This window comes from Arthrobacter sp. 05T444, assembly GCF_056395905.1.
In genome coordinates this window covers 158,924-179,847 of sequence record NZ_JBFTKK010000010.1, presented here as the reverse complement: position 1 = coordinate 179,847, position 20,924 = coordinate 158,924, and the positions used below count along the sequence as shown (strand labels likewise).

At 63.8% G+C, this 20,924-nt stretch carries 22 protein-coding genes and 1 pseudogene; 14 read left to right on the top strand and 9 right to left on the bottom strand.

The window, feature by feature from the left end; translation table 11 throughout:
* Positions 1–151 (top strand): aldehyde dehydrogenase family protein (locus AC1DD3_RS12065; protein WP_476881585.1); only part of this gene is annotated, 151 nt, incomplete at its 5' end.
* Positions 152–352: 201 nt separating this feature from the next.
* On the opposite strand, the gene AC1DD3_RS12060 is transcribed toward AC1DD3_RS12065, so the two are convergent.
* Entirely contained in the window at positions 353–523 is a 171-nt protein-coding gene (locus tag AC1DD3_RS12060) for a DUF5808 domain-containing protein (RefSeq protein WP_476881764.1), read from the bottom strand.
* 3 nt (positions 524–526) lie between these two features.
* On the opposite strand from AC1DD3_RS12060, the gene AC1DD3_RS12055 reads away from it, so the two are divergent.
* Together AC1DD3_RS12055 and AC1DD3_RS12050 are read left to right on the top strand one after the other, a co-directional pair.
* Positions 527–1,225, top strand: a complete 699-nt coding sequence (locus AC1DD3_RS12055; RefSeq protein ID WP_230117324.1) for an SDR family NAD(P)-dependent oxidoreductase — start codon at positions 527–529, stop codon at positions 1,223–1,225.
* A 311-nt stretch (positions 1,226–1,536) separates the two neighbouring features.
* Entirely contained in the window at positions 1,537–3,045 is a 1,509-nt protein-coding gene (locus tag AC1DD3_RS12050) for an FG-GAP repeat domain-containing protein (protein WP_230117325.1), read from the top strand.
* Between the two features lie 226 nt (positions 3,046–3,271).
* Here AC1DD3_RS12050 and AC1DD3_RS12045 read toward each other — a convergent pair whose 3' ends face one another.
* Positions 3,272–3,661 carry a VOC family protein gene (locus AC1DD3_RS12045; RefSeq protein WP_230117326.1) on the bottom strand — a complete coding sequence of 130 codons (390 nt, stop codon included), beginning with the start codon at positions 3,659–3,661 and terminating at the stop codon, positions 3,272–3,274.
* 773 nt (positions 3,662–4,434) lie between these two features.
* On the opposite strand from AC1DD3_RS12045, the gene AC1DD3_RS12040 reads away from it, so the two are divergent.
* The 4 genes from AC1DD3_RS12040 (at position 4,435) to AC1DD3_RS12025 (ending at position 7,436) form a co-directional block, all read left to right on the top strand.
* On the top strand, positions 4,435–4,689 hold the full coding sequence (locus tag AC1DD3_RS12040) for a hypothetical protein (protein WP_230117327.1): 255 nt from the start codon (positions 4,435–4,437) through the stop codon (positions 4,687–4,689).
* A 74-nt stretch (positions 4,690–4,763) separates the two neighbouring features.
* On the top strand, positions 4,764–4,955 hold the full coding sequence (locus AC1DD3_RS12035; RefSeq protein WP_230117328.1) for a helix-turn-helix domain-containing protein: 192 nt from the start codon (positions 4,764–4,766) through the stop codon (positions 4,953–4,955).
* 357 nt (positions 4,956–5,312) lie between these two features.
* A complete protein-coding gene (locus AC1DD3_RS12030; RefSeq protein ID WP_476881763.1) occupies positions 5,313–5,477 on the top strand; it encodes a hypothetical protein in 165 nt (54 codons plus the stop codon).
* 348 nt (positions 5,478–5,825) lie between these two features.
* On the top strand, positions 5,826–7,436 hold the full coding sequence (locus tag AC1DD3_RS12025) for a Wadjet anti-phage system protein JetD domain-containing protein (protein WP_476881762.1): 1,611 nt from the start codon (positions 5,826–5,828) through the stop codon (positions 7,434–7,436).
* A 36-nt stretch (positions 7,437–7,472) separates the two neighbouring features.
* On the opposite strand, the gene AC1DD3_RS12020 is transcribed toward AC1DD3_RS12025, so the two are convergent.
* A complete protein-coding gene (locus AC1DD3_RS12020; RefSeq protein WP_230117331.1) occupies positions 7,473–8,258 on the bottom strand; it encodes an IclR family transcriptional regulator in 786 nt (261 codons plus the stop codon).
* Positions 8,259–8,437: 179 nt separating this feature from the next.
* Between AC1DD3_RS12020 and AC1DD3_RS12015 the strand changes: the two genes are divergently transcribed.
* Together AC1DD3_RS12015 and AC1DD3_RS12010 are read left to right on the top strand one after the other, a co-directional pair.
* Positions 8,438–9,256, top strand: coding sequence for a maleate cis-trans isomerase family protein (locus AC1DD3_RS12015; protein WP_476881761.1), 819 nt, complete (start codon positions 8,438–8,440; stop codon positions 9,254–9,256).
* A gap of 12 nt (positions 9,257–9,268) precedes the next feature.
* A complete protein-coding gene (locus AC1DD3_RS12010; protein ID WP_476881760.1) occupies positions 9,269–10,657 on the top strand; it encodes an SLC13 family permease in 1,389 nt (462 codons plus the stop codon).
* Between the two features lie 73 nt (positions 10,658–10,730).
* Here the strand turns inward: AC1DD3_RS12010 and AC1DD3_RS12005 are convergent, their stop codons facing one another.
* Positions 10,731–11,360 carry a flavin reductase family protein gene (locus tag AC1DD3_RS12005; RefSeq protein ID WP_230117334.1) on the bottom strand — a complete coding sequence of 210 codons (630 nt, stop codon included), beginning with the start codon at positions 11,358–11,360 and terminating at the stop codon, positions 10,731–10,733.
* A gap of 43 nt (positions 11,361–11,403) precedes the next feature.
* Here AC1DD3_RS12005 and AC1DD3_RS12000 point away from each other — a divergent pair, with 43 nt between their 5' ends.
* Positions 11,404–12,339: a haloacid dehalogenase type II gene (locus AC1DD3_RS12000; RefSeq protein WP_230117335.1), complete on the top strand. Its 936-nt coding sequence runs from the start codon at positions 11,404–11,406 to the stop codon at positions 12,337–12,339.
* Between the two features lie 91 nt (positions 12,340–12,430).
* Here AC1DD3_RS12000 and AC1DD3_RS11995 read toward each other — a convergent pair whose 3' ends face one another.
* Positions 12,431–12,586 carry a hypothetical protein gene (locus AC1DD3_RS11995; RefSeq protein WP_230117336.1) on the bottom strand — a complete coding sequence of 52 codons (156 nt, stop codon included), beginning with the start codon at positions 12,584–12,586 and terminating at the stop codon, positions 12,431–12,433.
* Positions 12,583–12,708, bottom strand: coding sequence for a hypothetical protein (locus AC1DD3_RS11990; protein WP_290369711.1), 126 nt, complete (start codon positions 12,706–12,708; stop codon positions 12,583–12,585). Before AC1DD3_RS11990 ends, AC1DD3_RS11995 begins: the two co-directional genes overlap by 4 nt.
* Positions 12,709–12,949: 241 nt before the next feature.
* On the opposite strand from AC1DD3_RS11990, the gene AC1DD3_RS11985 reads away from it, so the two are divergent.
* Entirely contained in the window at positions 12,950–13,738 is a 789-nt protein-coding gene (locus AC1DD3_RS11985) for a GntR family transcriptional regulator (RefSeq protein ID WP_476881767.1), read from the top strand.
* An 80-nt stretch (positions 13,739–13,818) separates the two neighbouring features.
* Here the strand turns inward: AC1DD3_RS11985 and AC1DD3_RS11980 are convergent, their stop codons facing one another.
* Together AC1DD3_RS11980 and AC1DD3_RS11975 are read right to left on the bottom strand one after the other, a co-directional pair.
* The gene (locus tag AC1DD3_RS11980; protein WP_476881759.1) at positions 13,819–15,099 is read right to left on the bottom strand and encodes a S8 family serine peptidase; all 1,281 of its coding nucleotides are present in this window, start codon (positions 15,097–15,099) and stop codon (positions 13,819–13,821) included.
* 182 nt (positions 15,100–15,281) lie between these two features.
* Complete coding sequence (locus AC1DD3_RS11975) at positions 15,282–15,830, bottom strand: TetR/AcrR family transcriptional regulator (RefSeq protein WP_476881758.1); 549 nt, start codon at positions 15,828–15,830, stop codon at positions 15,282–15,284.
* A 115-nt stretch (positions 15,831–15,945) separates the two neighbouring features.
* Between AC1DD3_RS11975 and AC1DD3_RS11970 the strand changes: the two genes are divergently transcribed.
* From AC1DD3_RS11970 to AC1DD3_RS11960, 3 genes and pseudogenes are all read left to right on the top strand, one after another.
* Positions 15,946–17,355 (top strand): MFS transporter, encoded by a 1,410-nt coding sequence (locus tag AC1DD3_RS11970; protein WP_476881757.1) that lies wholly within the window; start codon positions 15,946–15,948, stop codon positions 17,353–17,355.
* A gap of 330 nt (positions 17,356–17,685) precedes the next feature.
* Entirely contained in the window at positions 17,686–17,964 is a 279-nt protein-coding gene (locus tag AC1DD3_RS11965) for an HNH endonuclease (protein ID WP_476875943.1), read from the top strand.
* 337 nt (positions 17,965–18,301) lie between these two features.
* Positions 18,302–18,418, top strand: a pseudogene (locus tag AC1DD3_RS11960) (GntR family transcriptional regulator); the annotation flags it as partial.
* Between the two features lie 1,152 nt (positions 18,419–19,570).
* Here AC1DD3_RS11960 and AC1DD3_RS11955 read toward each other — a convergent pair.
* Positions 19,571–20,614 carry a transposase gene (locus AC1DD3_RS11955; protein WP_476881756.1) on the bottom strand — a complete coding sequence of 348 codons (1,044 nt, stop codon included), beginning with the start codon at positions 20,612–20,614 and terminating at the stop codon, positions 19,571–19,573.
* Between the last annotated feature and the right edge of the window lie 310 nt (positions 20,615–20,924).

Below are 20,924 nucleotides of genomic sequence, written 5' to 3'. Positions count from 1 at the left end.
CCGCATCGAGGCCGGCACCGTGTGGATCAACAAGCACGGCGCCGTTGACCCCCGCGTCCCCTTCGGCGGCGCCAAACAATCCGGGTACGGCCTGGAATTCGGCGTCGAAGGCCTCAAAGCCCTCGGCATCCCCCAAGTCATCAACGGCTGAGTTGGCACTTCCCCACTGATCCGGGCTGTCTAGAGCGGCCGGCCGTACGGGTGGTCCACCCACGGTCCGGCACCCTCTTCCGGGCACGCAAGGTCGGCGCCCTTGCGCGTGCTCCAGAAGTCCGCGGGGCAGCGGGCTCCCTGCCCGGACGGCAATCGGCATTTGAGAACTCTTGCCTTCATCATCACTTGTCCATTGGGTTCAGCCGCCAAGGCGGAGGGTGATCAGCAGGCTGATCAGAGCGACCACGCCGGCCATGAGTATCGCTGCTCCGGGATTGCCGAAGTTCAGGGTCCATCCCAGACCGAACCTGCGCGGAACAAGCAGTGTGTGTGGTCTTCCCGGTTGATGTAGATCAGGCCACCGCGCCAATACTTGTCGTCGTCCCGGTGCGTCAGGCCGGAGTCGCGCCCGCCCTGGTCCCGCTCCCTGGTCCAGACCCTGACATCCTCCGGCGGGCAAGCCACGGCCATGCCCGTCGACGTCACCGATGAGGACTCGGTGAAGAACCTGCTGGCAGGGATCAGTGAGCGGTTCGGACGCCTCGACGCTGCGGTGAACAACGCCGCAGGCGGCGGCCGCACTCCGGCGCCCCTGAGCGACTGGGCCAGCGAGGACTTCGACAGCGCAATCGCCGTGAACCTCCGCGGAGTCTTTCTGTGCATGAAGTACGAAATCGAACTCATGCTCGCGACAGGAACCGGTGCGGCGATCGTGAACATGTCCTCCACCGCAGGCGAACAGGGCGTCGCCGGCCTAAGCGGCTACACGGCCAGCAAGTTCGGCGTCGCTGGCCTCACCCGCGTCGCCGCGCTCGACTACGCCGCCCACGGAATCAGGATCAACGCGATCGCTCCCGGACCAGTACTCACCGACCGGCTCGCCGAGGCGGGCCAGGCCGCCCAGGAGCGCGTGGCCGCAACTGTTCCGCTTGGCCGGATCGGCACCCCGGGCGATGTTGCCGCCGCAGCACTCTGGCTATGCTCGGACCAATCCTCGTTCGTCACAGGCACCGTTCTCACCGTCGACGGCGGCAGGCTCGCAGGAACGCCTGCCTTCAACACCGGGAACTGACGGCGCCGAGGAGACGCCACCGAGGCCGACGTCGAAGATGATCTCCGCGGCGAGACGGGGGTCCGCGCAGCCAAAGATGATGAGGCCGGCCCCCCCGATTTGGTGTCCTAAGGCAACTTCTGTGCATTCGTTCCGATCTTTTCCCAACTTCCGGTGACCAGAATGGCGTACGTCCCGGGCAATGCCCCGTCAGGCCGAACCGTGGGACGGGCAGCCGGACCAGGCACACGCCCCAAACAGCGCCGGGCCCGGTTACCATCAAGCACGCCTACCAGCCTGAACCATCTGTTCAGCCGACATTGGAGCGCAGCATGATCAAACAGCTCAGCAGGTTTGGGGTTGTCGGAGTCACGGCGGTATCCCTGATTTGGGCGCTGGCGGTGGGAGCCGCTCCGGCCCAGGCGGCAACATGCCAGCCCGGAACCCCTGCCCCCGCAGACACCTATCCGGGGACGGCGGTGATGGCTAATAATCTCGAGTCCGGGACGCTGGCCGGGTTCACGCCAACGACCGGAGGCACGGGAACCGCCACCGTCTCCTCGGCCCAGTCCCATTCGGGAACCTGCGCCGCGTTCCTGCACGCCACCACTGATGCGGGCTCCGTGGCCAAGCTGTCCGTGCCCCTGCCGGCGGCCACAGCCACGGCCTATGCCGACGGCTGGTTTAACATCACCCAGGCCGGGGTGGCAGGCAACGACGTCCCGTACTTCCGTTTTTTCTCCGGCAGCTTACGGGTCGCCGATATTTACCGGTACAACTCCAACGGGCAGCTCTGGCTCCGCGTGACTTCGCCTACCGGATCCTTCGTCTATACCCGGCTGATCCCCTCAAGCATCACGCTCAGCGCCTGGCACCACGTTGCTATGCGGGTGACCGCGAATGGTCTCGGAACCGAAGTGCAGGTGTGGTTCGACGAGACATCCGTGTACTCCAGCAACCAGGTAGCCAGCGCGGCCACCACGCTCAACGCGGTCCAGGTCGGTGCGGAACATTTCCAGCAAATGGGCGACAGCTACATTGACGATGTCATCATCAACGCCTCGGATCAGACCAACCCCACTCCGCCTGCTCCCCCTCCGCCCAGCACCAGTTCATCGATCCGGAGCGCCGCGGACGTCGTGGCGGCCGGCCCTGACGGCGCGCTGTGGGACTACCCGGCAACCGGCCAGGGCGGGTTCCATCCCCGGCAAAAGATCGGCATCGGCTGGTCCGGGCTGGCCAAAGGGTTCGTGGCGGACTGGAACAGCGACGGCGTCTTCGATGTCATCGCGCAGTGGAAGGACGGCCGGCTAAGCTTCTACCCCGGAAAACCCGGCGGCGGATTCGCCGCGGCGCAGGCGATCGGCACCGGCTGGGGCAGCTACCACATCACCGTCGGCCACTGGCGCAAAACCGACCAATATCCGGGAATCCTTGCCTACGACGCCGCCGGGACCCTCTGGTACTACGGCAACAACGCCGGATCGTCGCTGTCACCCCGCATCAAGACCGGGGTCGGCTGGGGAGGCCTGTACCTCACCATGACCGACTTCGACCAGGACGGGGCGCAGGACCTGCTGGCCAAACGCAGCGACGGCAGGCTCGTGCTGTACCGCTCCACCGGAACCGGCGGCTTCGTCTCCGAAGCCAGGCGCACGGCGGGCGCCGGGTGGAACAGCATCAACAGCATCACCAGCGTGGCCGGATTCACCACGGGAAGCTCAGGGCTCATGACCCGGCTCAGCGACGGCCGTCTCGCCCATTACCCCTTCAGCAAGGGCATCTGGGGCGCGCGGACCATCGTCGGCACAGGCTGGAGCAGCTACAACATCTTCCGCTAGGACCACCGCCAGTTCCGGCAGAGCTCCCTCCTGCCGGGACGGGTCTTCGTATCGCCGGAAGATTTCGACGCCCAGCTCGGTCGGTGGCTTCGCAAGGCCTACTGGCCGTCCGTCGTTCCGCACTTCAGGCCGGTCACCACAGCGGCACGGCGGCGTCCGGCGGCCCGGCTTTCGGGGAGTCGAGCTCGCCGTGGCGCAGCTCGGCTCCCTGGCCAGTGCATTGGGATCAGGAGGCGGCGAGCCGCGCCTCGGGAATCGTCGGCTCGAATAGTTCGATCGGATTGCCCGACGGGTCTTCGATCAGTACTTGATTTCCGCCCACACCCGTCACGATGTCACTTCGGAACTGCACGCCGGCGTCGCGAAGGGTCCGCACGACTGCCGCGAGGTCTGCCACCTCCAGCGTGAATCGATTCCAGCCGCCCGGGGCGGGAACGGTCCCGTCGGGCATGCTCTGGCCTCCTCCGCCTTGGCCGCTCGGAGCGCTGAGCAGCAGCCTCAGATCACCGCGGTCGAGCATGGCAAAGGGCGGCGCGGGATGCATGACGAGCGTGAATCCCAGATGTTCGCGGTAGAAGTTGACTGCGGCATCGACGTCATCGACGATGTAGCGCACGCTTACGGTGGCGATGGGGAGACCTCCTTGCTCTGAACTCAGAGATACGCGCCACGTCGCGGCGTGTCAACACGCGGAGTGTCTGATATGCCCGCGGGGTCACACTGGATCGATGCCAACCCAGCAGGGTAGGGCAAGATCGGTGATGAGGCGTAGCAGCCAAACGGGCACCGATGGCATGCCCGCTTCGCCCAGTCGATGTTTGCATTGCGCCGCTCTAGCGTGGCGCGCCCGAGGCCCGCCTGTCCCCCATCGGCGGGCCTCCGGTGGCGGGACGAGTGCGGCACCAATCTCGGGTAACTCTTGGATTTGTCCTGCACCTATCCTTTCCAACGGATTCCTACTGTTGAAACATGAAGACAAAAGCAGCCCTCGCACTGACCCTCACCGGCATCCTCCTCTCCGGATCCGATGACAGCGGCGGCCATGGCGGCCACGGCAGCGACGACTGAACTTCCGGCCACCTCCTGACCGCCGCACCATCCCCGCCACCACAGCGCGGCCCTCCTGTACATCACGTACAGGAGGGTCGCGCTCATTTCGATCCGTGCATGAGGCGATCCAGATAGTCCGGCCGGCCAAAGCAAGTACTCACGAGGTGTTACCAGTGGTTGGGGAGAAGTAATTGAGGTACTTGGTACTCATGTGAGAGCTGGGAATCGGGTTTAGCGTTGTCCTACGGTGCCAACCCGGTACGGAAACCATTTTCCGCAGGCCAAACCGGACCCGCACCAGTGAATCAGCGTTGATCGCACTGTGAAGGAGTGATCCTTATGGGGGAAATCCCTGCCCGCAGGTCGGCTACCAACACTCGACCCTGGCGGCTGTCCGCTTTCGTCAACGAAACCATAGCCCGAGCACGCACGGCGGCTGTTCCGTTCAAGGTCGGTGAGGTGGTCGTCGTCGACGATCCCTTCAACGGCCGCAGGGAAGGCCAAGTGGCCGTCAAGAACGGCACTTTGGTGGGCCTGCAAACCGCAGACCGCATCTTCTTCTACGACCATCGGCAGCTGAGACGGCCAGATTAGCTGCCCCTCCACAGTCCTGCCAATCCGCTCAACCATCCCCAACCATCGGCCCGAACCCCGGGAGCCTGATTGAAATGTCCATTGCAAACCTGCACTACCTGACAATTGCCGAAGTGGCCGCGGCCATGCGCGTGTCCAAGATGACCGTCTATCGGCTGGTCCGGGCCCACGCATTGGCCTCGGTGCGCTTCGGCAACTCGTACCGCATTCCCGAAAACGCCGTCGAAGAGTACATAAGGAAGGCCGGTGATTCCGCGGATTCCTGAGACCGATTCGCGGACATTCCGGTCCTGTCTATGGGTCATACTGGGCACAGGGCGGAATTCCACCCCATTCGGCCTAAAAATCATCACTTGGGCCATGGAAGACCTGGACGGCGGCTCTCCTTGGTGATGCTGCGCCGATCAAGCTGGGGAAATAGGGAAAGCCCCTCGGGAGGGGCTTTCATCGGGATTGGACAGTGTTGCTTGGATTGGCCAGCGGTGATGCGCTACTCCTCCCCGGGCTTTCTGTCGCCCATGCCGGTTTCAGTAGAAAAGACTGTAATACGCTCTCCGGATTTCGTCCAACCCCTCTCCGGGCCGCCGTCCGTGCGCGAAGTGCGGGCACTTCAGATTCTGGCCATGGACGGGACGCGAATGCTCATTGACTTCATCCTCCTATTAATCGATATCGCGCTTACGGTCCTGGAGCACCTGTTCCATCACGGATTGCCCGCACGCAAGGGTAAGGTCCGTAAGAGTCTGGAACGCCGGAAGGCTCAACGCTCCGAAAACCCGGAGCGCTGATTCTGCGCAGAGATTCTGTGCGACCTGCGGTTGGCCGGTTGATCGTCTATGTGGACACCCCGGCTGCACTCAAATTCGTCGTCGAGGAAAGCGAGCCCACCGCCTGCAGACGGACGTGCTGATTGCCTACGACGTCGGCCTGGTCACCGCAGCCACCGACGCCGGACTTGCCATTTTCCCCGGGCATACCGCGGCAGCACCCTCCCCCCGAAGCCCCGAGGCTCAGCGCTGGCTGCCATCGACGCGGAGACCGCACGGCTGACTGACCAGTCCCGCACCCAGCGGCAGCCGTTCGAAACCTACGCTGCCGCCGCGAAGAACCTGGGACTGCGGCCGCCGGAAGACCGGGTGCTGTTCGACGCGAACCGGGCCCGGCTTGAGGAGGTCGAATCGCAGCTCGGCGCCCACTCCGATGAGCTTCAGGAGAGCCGCACCGCGCTGACCATCACCCGCACCGAACAGACGGCACGGCTGACCGAGATCGGAAACGAACTGCGCAGCCTGCAGTCCCGTCCCAACCTGCTGCCGCTCCCCCAGCTGGAGCTCCGCCGTCGGCTGTGTGACGGCACCGGGATCGCGGAGACTGCGCTGCCGTACGCCGGCGAACTGCTGCGGGTCCGTGATGGTGAAGGCGCATGGGAGGGCGCGGCCGAACGCACCCTGCACGGCTTCGCATTGTCCCTGCTGGTGCCGGCCGAACACTATGCAGCCGTGAGCAGCTGGGTGGATGCCAACAACCTGCGCAGACGGCTGGTCTACCTGAGAATCGGGGAATCGCCGGCACCCAGGGCGGCCGAGCCGGGCACCCTTGCTGCCAAGATCGCCATCAAGCCAAGCACGCCGTTCCGAAACTTCCTGCTGGATGAACTTGCCACCAGGTTCGACCATGTCTGCTGCGATACCGTCGAGGATTTCCGCCGGTATCCCAAGGCGCTGACCGTCAACGGCCAGCTCAAGGGCGGCCGCGGCAGGCACGAAAAGGACGACCGGCGGGAGCTCGAGAAGGCCGAGGCTGAGATCGCGTTTGTTGGCAAAGCCCGAGAGGCAAAGCGGTTCCAGGAGCTGGCGGAGTGTCTTGCTGGGCTGGATCCGCAACTGGCCGTTTGGGCGGCGCGGCGCCCGCTGAAATTGCTTGAGCTAGACGATGACGTTCTGTCCGCCGCCCGGGCGGCGCTGTGGCTTCGGGACAATCCCACCCCGGGAATCTACGTCCGGCAACTGGGACTGCCCGGTGTCCACACGAAGTTCATTGAGCGGCACCGGCAGGTTATTGATCAGCTGCTCGCAGGCGTTGCGCCTGGCTCAGATATGGATGAGGTGGAGGCCGACACGGAACCGCCCATGGAGACGCCTGCGCCGGATGTTGCCCTGGACGATGGCGCCGGCCGTACTCCGGCGGCACGCTTCGCCCGCCGGCACGGGTTCCTGCATCCGCCGGAGCTCGTCCGGTTCCGTGTTCTGGATCCCGCGATTCTTGTTCTGGGCGATGCCCGGGACATCACCGTGACCGCCGAGGCATTCAGCGCGCTGCAGCTCCCGGTGCACACCGTGATCGCGACCGAGAACCTGGTCAACTTCCTCGCACTGCCCGAACGGCCCGGCACACTGGCACTCTACGGAGCCGGGTACGGCTTTTCTTCGCTACGTGATGCCGCATGGCTCCGCGAGTGTGAGGTCCTGTACTGGGGCGATCTGGACACCCATGGCTTCCGGATCCTGGACCAGCTGCGCGCAGTGCATCCCCACGTGGCCAGCGTGCTGATGGACGAGGAGACGTTGCTGGCACACCACGATGCGTGGGGAAGAGAGCCGTCGCCGTCGAGGGCTGCACTAACAAGGCTGACAGCGGAGGAAGCCGCACTCTATGAAGCGCTTGGCAACGACACCTACGGATCCGCCGTCCGCCTCGAGCAGGAGCTGATCCGCTGGGACTGGGCCCTCAAACAACTCGGAGGATGAGCTCGTCGAACCCCCAGCCGGCCGCCTTCAGCAGACTTAACCGACCGGTTGGCTCCCGTCATACCCCAGCGCACGGCTGGCTTCCAGGCCTGCACGGGCCACCACCGGCCCTAGCCGTTCCACGTCGGCAGGCCCGATCCGCTGGGTCGGGAATCCCAGACCCATGGCACAGGCGAGCCGGCCGGCGTGGTCGAATACGGGTGCGCTGATTGAACCCACATCTTCATGCCGTTCCCCGAAAGCCGCATAGAACCCCTGTTCCTTGGCCACCTCCGCTTGCTCCCGGAGCATCTCGACGGATGCCGGGGTGTCGGGGGTGAAGCGGTCAAGGCCGTGGTCCTCCAGGGCGCCCCATGCCTCCGGATCAAAGGCCAGGAAAATCTTGCCCGGCGCCCCGGCGTGTAGCGGCATAACCATGCCCACCAGGAAGGGCCGCATCACCACGTGACGTGTCTCGGCCACGGCGACGATGGTCCGGAACGCCCCGTCCCGGACGTACAAGCATGCCGTTTCGCCGGTCTCATCGCGCAACTGCTGCAAAACCGGCTTCACGAGCCTGACCACGTCCAGCCCGAACGTCCCGGGGGTAGCCCATCGGACCAGCCCGATGCCGATCCTGTACCGGTCCCCGTCGCGGTCCAGGAAGCCCTCCCGCAGCATGTTCTGCACCAGCCGCTGGCACGTGCTGGACGGCAGGCCGGTCTTCCGGATGATCTGCTGCAGTGTCGGCTCCGGAGCCTCGACCGAGAAACAATCCAGGATCTCCGCCACCTTGTGTAGGACCAGCAGGGGTGGGCCCCCGGCTCCCGATTCCGTTGCCACCGTTGACGTCCCTTCACTTCACTGATTGACCTCGAGCAGCCTTCAGCTTAGTCAGCTGGAAGCTGGCCACGGGATCGTGACCTATTTGACATTCTATTCGCGAGACCCACATCATGGAAACCTAACCCACCAAGTGGGTTTCACTCGACCAGGCCCCAGCACAAAGACGTGGAGAAATCATGAGCACACCCCAAAGCACCTGCGAAACCGCGCCGGAACCCAAGCGCCCCGGCTCCTCCAGGGTGGGACTGATCGTTCCCAGCTCCAACACCACTATGGAGACGGAATTGCCGGAGCTGTTCCGCCGGCAGGCCCAGGCAACCGGCCACAACTACACCTTCCACTCCGCCCGCGCCGGCATGAAGAAAGTCACTCGGGAAGAGTTGCTGGCTATGGTGGGCAAGGCAGCCGACTGCGCCGAGGCTGTTTCCGACGCCGATGTGGACGTCATTGCCTACGCCTGCCTGGTCGCCGTGATGGCCCAGGGTCCCGGAGCCCACGAGGGCTCGGAGGAAGTAATCGCGGACGCCGCCGCCGGAAACGGGCACCCTGCCCCGGTGACCAGCAGCGCCGGTGCCCTAGTCCGCACGCTGCAGGAAATCGGCGCGCTTAAGGTGGCCATGATCACCCCCTACATGAAGCCGCTCACCAAGATGGTGGTGGACTACATCGAGGGCTCCGGCATCACCGTACTGGACGCCATCAGCCTCGAGGTGGCGGACAACCTCGAGGTCGGCTGCCTTGATCCGCAGAACCTGCCCGCGCTTGCCCGCAGCCTGCAGCGCGAAGGCGCGGACGCCGTCGTGCTTTCCGCCTGCGTCCAGATGCCGTCGCTGGCTGCGGTCCAGGCGGTGGAGGACGAGCTCGGCCTGCCGGTCATCACGGCGGCCACGGCCACCACCTACGAGATCCTCAAGGCGCTCGGTCACCAGCCCGCCATCACCGGAGCGGGCAGCCTGCTGTCTGGCGCCGGCGTCCTCACCTCCGCGAACTCCTAGGCGGCTGGCACCATGTCCCTATCACTCATCGCATTCCTGGTCCTGGTAGCCGCCTTCGCGATCGGATCCTTCACCAAGATCAACGCCGGCCTGCTGGCCACGGTCGCGGCGTTCGGCGTCGGAACCCTCCTGGCAGGCATGTCCATCAAGGACGTCATCGGCCAGTTCCCCGCCGGGCTGTTCTTCATCCTGGTGGGCGCCACACTGCTCTTCGCCATTGTGCGGATCAACGGGACCATCGACCTGCTGGCCTACTGGGCTGAACGGCTCGCCGGCGACCGGAAGATCCTGGTCCCCATCCTGATGTTCCTGCTGACGGCCGCCTTGGCTTCGGCCGGCGCGTTCACCCCCGCCGCTATCGCCATCGTGGCGCCGGTGGGCCTGGCGCTGGGCATGCGGTTCGGCATCAGCACCCTGGCGATGGGCCTGGTCATCGTCCAGGGCGCCAACGCCGGTGCCTTCTCTCCGGTCAACCCCTTCGGCGTGCTGGCCAATAAGATGCTGGACGGCGCCGGGGCCGCGGACGGTTCCTTCAAGCTTTACGCCTACTGCTTCGTCTTCAATGCCATCCTGGCCGCGATCGCCTACGTCCTGGTCCAGGCCGTCATGAAACGCCGCACGGCTCTGGCGGCAGGTCACCAGGCCGGTGTGGCCGGGGATGCAAAGCACGACGGCGGCGCTGCTGCTCCCGCTGGAAGCAGCGCGTCAGGTCCGTCCGGGTCCGGAACGGCTGTGCTCACCGCCCCGGCGCCCACTTCTGTGGCTGCCGTAAGCACCACCAGGACTGGCCCCGAGAAAGTAGCCGCAACGCCGATGCGGATCCTCACTTTGGTGGGCATCGCCTCCCTTCTGGTTCTCACCACGGTTCTGGGCCTGGACGTCGGAGTCGCTTCGCTGATCATTGCCACAGTGCTGATCGTCCTGGACTCGGGCGTGCAGAAGCCGGCAGTGGAAAGCATGCCGTGGTCTGCGATCATTCTGGTGACCGGCATCGTCACCTACGTAGGCATGCTGGAAAAGATGGGCGCGCTGAAGGATCTTCAGGAAGGTATCACCGGCCTGGGCAACAGTTCGCTTGCCGCCCTGGTCACCAGCTATGTGGTGGCCATAGTCTCGGCCTTCGCCTCAACCACCGGCACCCTCGGCGTCATCAGCCCGGTGGTCGCACCCATCGCTATGGATCCGCTGCTCACCCCCATCGGGGTAGTGACGGCCATCGCCATCAGCTCCTCGGTAGTTGACGTGAGCCCGATGTCCACCAGCGGCGCCCTGCTGATGGCGAGCGCGCAGCCCAAGGACGAGCGGATGTTCTTCCGGGCGCTCCTGCTCTGGGCCATCGCGATGATCGGCCTGGTGCCGCTCGTCGTGTGGTTCGTGTTCGTCCAGTTGGGCCTCGGCTGAGCACCGTACATCGAAGGAAAAGGGGTGTCCTGCGTGGCAGGGCATCCCTTTCCCTTCTTAACGCGGCCTGGCTTCAGCGGCGTCCGGCCTTCGGGCGGAAAGGCCCCGGCCAGTCCTTGAGCCGGATCCGTTTGAGGTCCTGGATGGTGCCCAGCGTGCCCCACTCGTCCAGGCCCAGCCGGGTCAGCGGCTCGAGCAGGTCAATCCGAGGGTGGCTGCCGTCCAAAACCGCGTCGCTCACGGCAGCGTGCGTCACTTCGCCGAAGACCAGGATTGAGTCTCCCATCGGCAGGACCGAGTGCAGGCGGCATTCGAGCACCGCCAGCGATTCTTTTACCCGCGGCGCACCCACGGTGAGGCTTGGCTCCCGCGTGAGGCCAGCGGCGTCAAACTCACTGACTTCGGGCGGAAAATTGGTGCCGGTGGCGTTGACCTCCTCCAGCAGCGCGGCCGGGGCGAGGTTCACCACGAATTCTCTGGACTCGGTGATGTTGCGTAGCGAATCCTTTTCCCCCACCGAGGTGAACTGCACGATGGGCGGATTCGTGGACGCCACAGTGAAGAACGAGTGCGGGGCCAGGTTGTCAACGCCCTCCGCCGAGACACTCGATACCCAGGCGATGGGCCGGGGTACCACCACCGCAGTCAGCAGCCGGTAAAAATCACGGGCGGACGTCACCTTGGGATCGAAATCAGTGCGCATGGTGCCAGACTATCGGGCAGGGAACATGGGAAGGAAACAGGATATGACGATCCAGCCATACCGGTCACCGTCAACCGGGTGCGGGATCCGCGCCGTCCTCTTCGACACCTTCGGCACGGTGGTGGACTGGCGTACCGGCGTCGCCCGGCAGGCGGCCGCCTTCGCCGCGACACGTGGGCAGCACCTCGACGCCGAGGCGTTCGCCGATGACTGGCGCGCCCTCTACCAGCCGGCAATGGAGGCCATCCGCTCCGGCTCCCGCGAATTCGCCACCCTGGACACACTCCACCGCGAAAACCTGGACCAGGTGCTCCGCCATCACGGCTTCGATCCGGACCGGCTGGACGCAAGAACCCTGGAAGAGTTGAACACATCCTGGCACCGTCTGCCCCCATGGCCGGACAGCTTGGAAGGTCTGTCCGCGATCCGCCGTAGCTACATTGTGGGTCCCCTCTCCAACGGCAACACCTCGCTGTTACTGGACATGGCCAGAAACGCCGGCCTTCCGTGGGACGTGATCATCGGCTCGGACATGACGCGCACGTACAAGCCGCTGCCCAAGGCCTATCTTCGGACTGCGGAGTTCCTGGACCTCAAGCCCGGTGCTGTGATGCTCGTGGCCGCCCACAACAACGACCTGCACGCTGCCCGGGACGCGGGATTGGCGACGGCGTTCATCGCCCGCCCCACCGAATACGGCCCGGGCCAGGTCGCGGACCTGACGCCGGAGAGCGATTGGGACCTCTCGGCATCGAGCATCACCGAACTTGCCGGCGGGCTCGGAGCGGCAGAGGCGGGATGCGCGCCCTCTCGCCGGACGTCGCACCATAATGCTAACGCCCACGGCAAGGCGGCAAATGCCATCGTGAATCACGGGCTTCCGACGTCGTTGTACCCGGCCGCAGCGTCGGGGAACGCAGCGGCTCCCACGAATGGTCAGCCGTCCGGATCGGCAGGACCCTCATCAGCCGGAACATAGTCACCGTGGTGGTGGACGAACTTCCACTCGACAAGATCGAGCCCCGCAGGGCACCACGTCCGGTTCTCCACGGCATTGGCAGGGCCCAGATTCAGTCGCCGTCGTAACGGGCAAGTGCTTCCCTGTAGACGGCGGCGGTTTCTTTGTCGCCCCTCGCGGTGTACTTGGCGATGATGTTCGCCAGGTCGCGTTTGATGACCCAATGCGCGTCATACGGTTCACGGGAACGGGGAACGTAGTCGTTCATGATTTCCCACTGCCTTGCGCCTCTTCACGCTCCAGCAGATAAAGCAGAAATGCCGCCTGATTGTCGATTTCCCTCTGTTTGCGCGGGGAAATCCAGTCCAGCAATTCTTGATCGTCAGCCATGATGTCCACTCCTTCCGGCTATGAATTGATGGTGACCCCGTTCGGGCAAGATCGGCGAAAGTTTCACGAAAGATAGGCGAAGGTCTTGCCTGCGGCAGCTTTGGCACGGCCGAACACGACATCGAACGTGCGCTTTTCCCACTGGACGCGTCACTACATAGATCAGCTGACCTTGTCCAACAAACGCGTCACACCCCGCGGTACGCTGGACTTCCCCGACCAAACGCAAGCGAGGCATAACGTGCACGAGGACGCCGCCAGGTTCCTGTCCCAGCCGGTGCAGGCCCAGCCCGGCTCACCGCTCCGGGTTGCCGTCTACTCCCGGATCGCCGAGGCCATCCGCAACAACCTGCTGACGCCCGGCTCGATGCTCCCCACCGAGACGGAGCTCGGCACGGACATGAAGGTCAGCCGCACCGTGGTCCGCGAGGCGCTGATGCTGCTCGAGGAGGACGGCCTCATCCGGGCCCGCCGCGGCGTCGGCCGGTTCGTCTCCGACACCCTCCCCCGCATCGGGATCGAACGGATCCGGCCCTTCGAGGAAGTTCTCGGCGGCCCCGGCCAGCACATCGAGATCAAACACGTCCAGCGGGAGCGGCAGCCTGCCTCCGAGTTCGTCGCCCCCGGCGTCGGCATCGAACCAGGCGCCGACTGCTGGCTCTGGGAATCGGTCCTGATCCGCGACGGCGAGGCCATCGCCCACCTGCAGGAGAACATCTCCGCCGGGCCGGTCAGCTTCGGAAGCGGTTCCGCTGCCCTCTCGCCGTTGGAGCTCGACGACGACGGCGGGACCACGCTGCTCGCGGCGCTCTACAAACGCGGTGGCCGGGTAGTGGGACCCGGTGAATGCCAGATCGGCCTCAGCCAGGTAGGGCCCAGCCGGGCCAAGCTCCTGGACCTGCGGGCATCGGATCCGGTCCTCGTGCTGACGCAGTACGTCAGGCACGCGAACCGGCCCTTCTACCTGGCCAAATGCCTCATTCCTGACCGCGCCGGGCACCTGTCGGTGATGCAGTCCCTTCAGTCCTGAGCCCGGCTCGGTCCGATTGAGCTTAGGCCGCCCTGGTCCGCTTGACACACAGGGGGCCCCGGCCGTTCATACGGCCGCGGCTAAGGGCAGTTACCACCGACCGCCCTGCAAGCGTTCACGCGGCCATTGGCCCAGTAGGTGCCTGTACCGAAAATCGGGTCAGCGGTTGATTCGACTTTTTCGCGGACTAATGCGTTTGCGGTCCCGGCAGGTGAGCTCCAGACAAGCGCGGCAACGGCGGCGACAATTGGTGAGGCCATTGAGGTACCGCTGGCAATGTCATAACCCATGGACCGGCCGTTCTGCGTACCCAGGACGAAGGGGTGGATCGGGAAGGTCGAGTAGACATTGACACCCGGCGCCGCGATATCCACCCACTTACCGTAGGTTGAGAAGGATGCTTTGTCGTCCTTGTTGTCGGTTGCAGCCACGGCAATAACGTTGGGATACGCACCCGGGTAGATCTTGGCCTGGGTACCGGCGTTGCCGGCCGCAGCAACTATCACTACGCCCTTATTCCAGGCGTTATTCACGGCAGTTTCGAGCGTGCGCGAAGAGACGCGCTGTCCGAGACTCATGTTGATCACCTTGGCCCCGTTTACAACCGCCCAGTCGATGCCCTTAGCAATGGCTGAGCTGGAGCCAGACCCGCTGTCGTTAAGCACTTTGGCATCCAGGATGGTGCAGTCCGGGCACACACCGGCGACACCGGTGGAGTTGTGGGCGGCGGCAACGATGCCGGCAACGTGGGTGCCGTGGCCGTATTTGTCGTAGTCCTCAGGATTGATAATTTTCGTATCGCTGAAGTTGGTCCGTGCGACGACCTTCTGCGAGATGTCTTCGTGGTCCATTGCGACACCTGAATCGACGATGGCAACCTTGATGCCGCTGCCGGTCGCGAACGTCCACGCTTCGACGGCGTCCACATCGGCGTCCACATCACCCGTGGCTATGGTTTGCGTGTTGGCGGTGTTAGTGAATGACTGGCCAACGTTCTGCAGGGCGTACTGGCGGCCGAAATACTGGTCAGCTGTATCGGCAGTAACCAGCTCGTCCGGCTCGGCGTACTCGACTGCCGGGTTCCGGCTTAAGGCTTCGATGAGTTTAAGTTCCTTACCGGCCGGTACCTTGATGAGTTGAGCGCCGGTACTGCCGATACCGGGGCCTTCCTTGAGGCCGTGCTGGCGCAGTACGCCGGCTGCCGCACTCTTGTCGCGGAATTTGATCATGATTTGTTCCGCGATGTGTGACGACTGGGTCGCCTCGCCGCCCGTGGTCACTGCGTTGCTTGGGGCTGCCAACGTGATTGCGCCGCAGCCTATGACTACCGCCGCGAAACTAGCTATAACGATTCTTTTCATGGGGAGTATCTTGCTTCAATCTGCACCGGCTAGATAGTGTCTGCCGCCGCATGACGAAGCGGTCCGGCGACTGGAGCGCCAAACGACAGCAGCGTGTCCACCGGGGCGTACATTGCGGAGCATATCGCCGGGCGGTGAGGTCTGCACTGTCAGATTTGCCTCGAATGCGTTCCCTGAACCAGTCAGGGAGCGAGCAGTCCGTCAGCGACGATCGCAAGCATCGATGCCACTGATTCGGCGGGAAGCTCGCTGTTGTCTGCCACTGCAGCCATCCCGCCAACAAGCCGACTGATTTGCATTGCCTCGACGCCGGGGCGCAGGGCCGAGTCCAACCCGTCAATTAAGCGCTGATTCGCATTGACGTAAGTAGTGCATTTTGCTGCGAATGGAGACCCGGGATCGCCCAGCGCAGCAGTGATCCGCGCGGCTGCACCCTTGTGTTCTGTCAGCATCGCCGCATAGTCGGTCAGCCAGGTCAACAGCTGCTCCCGCGCGGGGGCGTCGAGCGAAAGCGCGCTGTCGACTGCCGCGTTGACCTTCTCCGCCCAGGCCTCAAGGACAGCGTCGTACAGGGACTCTTTGGTCGGGAAGTGCCGGTACAGCGTGCCGGGGCCCACCTCGGCCCCCTTGGCGACCTCGTCCATCGAAACCGCGTCGAAGCCTTTGGCGCGGAACAGCGCACGTGCAACCTCCACGATCCGATCGCGGTTGCGTTGGGCGTCAGCGCGCACAGAAACACCTTTCAAAACATTGTTGCCAAACGGAGAGTGTCTCCGTATAGTTCTAACCGGAGCATCTCTCCTCTTAGTGTACGTCAGCCCATCGGCTAGAACAGGACACCACCCCATGACATCCACAATCGCCACACGGGCGCCCGCCGGGATCGCGCCATCTGGCCGCCGCGCCGGCAGCATTGGCCTCTGGCTGGTCATGCTTGCCCAACTCATGCTTGTCTTGGATGCGACGGTCGTGAACGTCGCACTCCCCCACATCGCCACCGACCTCGATTTCACCCGCGCCCAGCTGAGCTGGGTCCTGAACGGCTACGCCGTCGCCTTCGGCGGCCTCCTGCTGCTCGGCGGACGGATCGGAGACGTCTTCGGCCGTCGCCGCACCTTCCTGGTGGGCGTCGCAGTCTTCACGGTCTTCTCGCTGCTCGGCGGCCTGGCCACCTCACCTCTACTCCTCGTCATCGCACGCGCCCTCCAGGGCCTCGGTGCCGCGTTCGCCGCCCCGAGCGTGCTCGCGCTCATCACCACGAGCGCGCGGGACGACGGCGCGCGGAACCGGGCGCTTGCGTTGTTCTCCGCTGTCGCCTCGATGGGCGGCGCGCTCGGGCTCATTCTTGGCGGCCTGCTCACCGACATGGCCAACTGGCGGTGGACCCTCTTCATCAACGTGCCGATCGGCGTCGTCGTCCTCCTTGCCGTGCCGCGCCTCGTCGCCGAAACTCCCCGGAGACCCGGGCGCTTCGACGTGCTCGGAGCGGTGACCGCAACGGGCGGCGCCGTCGCCATCGTGTGGGCCCTCATCCAAGCGGGCGACGACGGCTGGTCCAGTCCCCGCACGATCGGGGGGCTGGTGGTCGGCGCAGCGCTGATCACCGTGCTCGCCTTCACCGAGCGGAGGGTGGCCCACCCCCTGCTCCGCCCGCAGCTGCTCCGCAGCCCGAGCCGGGTAGCGGCGCTAGCGGCAATGGCGGCCACCTATGGCGGGATGCTGGCGATGTTTTTCCTCATGGTCCAGTACCTCGAAAACGATCTGCACCTCACGCCACTGCTGACGGGGCTGGCGTTCCTGCCGATGCCCCTGAGCATCTTCGCGATGTCGCGGATCGTCCCGCGACTGGTCGAGCGCTTCGGGGCCGTCCGCCTCGTCATCCTCGGCGCCGCCCTTCGCGTGGTCGCCTTCCTGCCGCTCACGCAACTGAGTCCGGACACCCCCTTCGTGATCGTCATGGCTGCCCTGCTCTTGACGGGAATCTCAGCCGGCATGACGTTCATGCCGCTCACGACGCTCGCGCTTCGCAACGTCGAACCCGAACACGCAGGGTCCGCCTCTGGGCTTTTCCAGACAATGCAGCAACTTGGCGGCGCCGTTGGACTGGCCATCGTGGCCTCGACCTACGCGGCCTTCGCTGTCCCCGGCGACTTCCTGACCGGCGGACGGGCCGGGTTCTGGTCGGCGACCATCCTGTCCGCCCTCGCGCTGGCAGCCGTCGTCGGGTTGGTCATCAGACCTCGGAAGATGGCATGAGGGCACCCGTTCGCTGGAGGCCTTAAGTCCGAAGTCATCGCCGCCCGCCTGCCCCATGGCTGACTAATCGGCTATCGGACGGCCGCCGAGCTAGCTTCGATTTCGACTAATTGCACCCGCCTATGATGCTGCCGCCGCGGAGGTAGAGCTTGTCCAAACCCCCGTGGTTGAGCCCGTGAAAGCCCCACCAGTGGAGCGGTAGATCTGTCTCATGGGATGGGCGTCGGCAACGAAGAGGCTAACGATTGATGGGGGCTACCACGATGGTGGTCTGACACGCATCTACTGGAGCCGGCAGGCGCTGAGGTTTGCTTACATCGCAACGGCTGCGTGGCTGTTGGCCTCCGCCATCCTGGTGTTCAGGCCGAAGGCCGACGTATCTGCTGGCCAGGGCGCCTCGAGCACGGCGACCATTTCTATCCATGGTCCAAAGGCGGGTCCGCCAGCCTGCAGAACTTTGTCGCCGCCTGGGCCAGGTGTAACCGCGCGAAAAAGCGCCAGGATTTCCTCCCCGGCCGGCCGGAAAGACCGGAACAACGACGGCGGGACTACATTGGGTTTGACGGCGCTGCTAGCGTCGGCGAACGGCAGCCCCTCCAACGCCGATGACAAGCGCCACTCGTGCAGAAAAAGCACTTCGAGGCGGTCCTCCTGGCAAGGCATTCCGGTAGGCGGCCGCGGTCTCTTGTGTGTAGCAGTCACCGACCCTGCAAAGTATCCCAGCTGTCAAGGACCGCATATCGCGTGGTCCAGATTTTCGGTCGAGGTATCGCTGTTCGGTGATGCTGCCGGTGAGCCCGGCTGCCAAGCGCTAGGCGTCCTGGGCTGCTGGAGCGTTACCGGTCAGTTCGAGGAGGTGGGCGTGGACGCGGTGGTTGCGTTGGTGATCATTCCTCTCGAGTAGTGGTGCGAGGGCGGCGATCCCGGCAGTCGGCCCGTGTGCCATACCTACATGAAGGTCAGCCGCACCGTGGTCCGCGAGGCGCTCATGCTGCTCGAGGAGGACGGCCTCATCCGGGCCCGCCGCGGCGTCGGCCGGTTCGTCGCCGACCCCCTCCCCCGCGGGCCACCGAGGACTTCCTCGAAGGGCCGGATCCGCTCGATCCCAATGCGGGACACCTCTCGGTAATGCAGTCACTCCATTCCTAGGGCGACTGGGTCCGCCTGAGCTTAGGCGGCCCTCCCCGCATAACCAAACATGCGTAGATCCGGCCACGTATGTGTCGGAAGGCTCCAAGATTCACCACAACCTGCAAACCCAATCTGGCTTACGGAGGGTTCCACTTCCTTAGAACGGGATACCCGAAGCGTTGTCCGTCGGAGCACCAACCCGTTCATTACGAGTGATGCCATGCCAGGCAAGGATTGGCACCTGAGACCATGCGCTTGGACACAAAGCGCTGTGAGAACAAGGCCAATTACCGCTGCCATTCACAGACATTTTTTGGAGGCTAGCCGCGGACGGGTCAGAAACGACCGATATCTTGAGTCCCGCTCGTTAAGCGCCGCGATGGCGGTGGCGTTTCTGGTCTGGACAATGTCCAGGACGGGCATGGACGGCGCCTTGTTATGGCCGCGGCTCGGCTTGTTTTAGCACCAGCGCGTAGATCAAGTTCGCGTAGGTCTCCTCGATGGCTCCGCGGCTACTTTGGATGACGGAAGCGGACGGCCGTTTTTGAAGTCCGCGGACCAGATTGTCATACATGGACTCCAACAGGTTCGAACCGCTGACTTGTTCCACGATCGCATTGATCTGTCCGTGCCAGGGAACATTCTCCTCAGTGCACGGTCAGCGAACCGCTCGATAGAACGCTCTTTCGTGTCCATCGAGGAACTGCGGCTTGATGACGTCCCGTCCTGCAGCCAGGGGCGCACCGCCGCGCCCGCCGCGGAGGCGCCCCTGGCACGGATGCTCCCGGACACCGGCCGGAGACGCCGAAGAAGGCGGACCCAAGGATACCGAAATGGCGAATATGACGGCGAGTATACTTGCCGGGTTCCGAAATCGGGCGCGGGCCGCGTACAGGGCGACTAGCACGCCGAAGGGGACATACCTGAAGCCATTTCGTAGCGAAGGTCATCGAGGTAGAAACCGCCCCACGCGAAGACGAACACAACGAGGGCGAGATGTATCCCTCTTAGGGAGAGAGAAGCTCCCCGGCGGCCGACGGCTTAGAGACAGCTGAGCTGCGCCGGCCACGCACTACCGGACGCATCACCACTTGCGGCTATGAAGAAATTCTCGAATAAAATGGGCTGGAACTTGATCTTCCGGGCCAAACACTTGCCAAGCCAACGGTGCGATGGCCGCACCAAGCGAGACTATTCCTTTCAGGAAGGGTATCAACCGCCGTCGCCAGAAAGGGCTGGGATCGGCAGCCGTTACATCTTTGAACTCATGCAATGTCCATTTCCGCAGGACTGTTTCATAAGCAGCTATCTGCAGGATTGCTATGGCTTGAATTCGCCCCATCCAGCCTCTCTCCCAAAGCAACTCTTCCGCTTTGGCAACATAAGCCGCCACTTTTCTTCGCGCTGCACGCTCGTTCCCACGGCTAATCGGCGAACCAAGAGAAGGCCGTCCACGCCGCCACGTCACGTCCAAGATATGCGCCGCCCGGCCAATCTTCTTGGTGATCTGCCTCCTAGACGTTTCCTCCTCGCTGTTTTGCGGATTTTGAAACACTCCTGCTCGATTTTCCTGCAGCTGCTTCAATGCAGCTTGAAGTTGGGTTACAGCGTAAGCAAAGGGTGCAAATGACCTGAATATCAAATTCACGAAGTATCGCAATAGCGCCCATATGCAAGCATCGACGGCTCCACCAACCAGTGCCACTACTACGACAAACCCCAAATTCTGCAGCAAGTTTCCTGAACTCATGAATCGGTCAATAGCAATAACGATCATTGCAAAAAGCAACAAGACCCAAAGGAGACCGGCAACCAGCCAAAGCGGCCCGCATAGGATGTAGCGGTAAAAAAATTCTGTTTGCTCTGCCGCCTTTAGACCGGATTGGATCTGAGTCGCGTAAAGTTCGGGTTCCCCCCATTCGCCCGCGAGTCTGCGGAGCCGCTCCTCAGTGGTTTCTTGTGCCCCGTTGGTCGACACATCCGTCAATTTCGCGCGACGATCCCGCTCTTCCCGAACCCAAATTCGTAAGTGGTGTTTACTGATTCCATGTTGCTTACAAACGGCAACTTGAGTCATGCCACCATCGAGCACTGCCGAGACAGCTTTTCGTCGCAGATCCTCGTCCACTGGCATCACAGCACCCCTGACTCCTAGTGCCCCCGGTAGAACCACTATGCACCTAGGGCGATTGCTGCGACTACCCGGCCCGTAGGACGAGAAAGGAATTTCACACCGCGGCCTGTGATGGTGGCATGTTCGGACCCGCGTCAACGATTGTTTGACCACCGCGCGGCAAGCTTCCCATTTCTGGCCCTGGTGTGAATCGCAGCGAATGGGGTGGCCTTTCCCCAGCGCTATTTCGTTACCCGGGGGCCGCTTGCGCAAATTGGAGTTCGCGGTAGATTGACGGATAGCGTCAAGGGGAGGACCTTTGAAC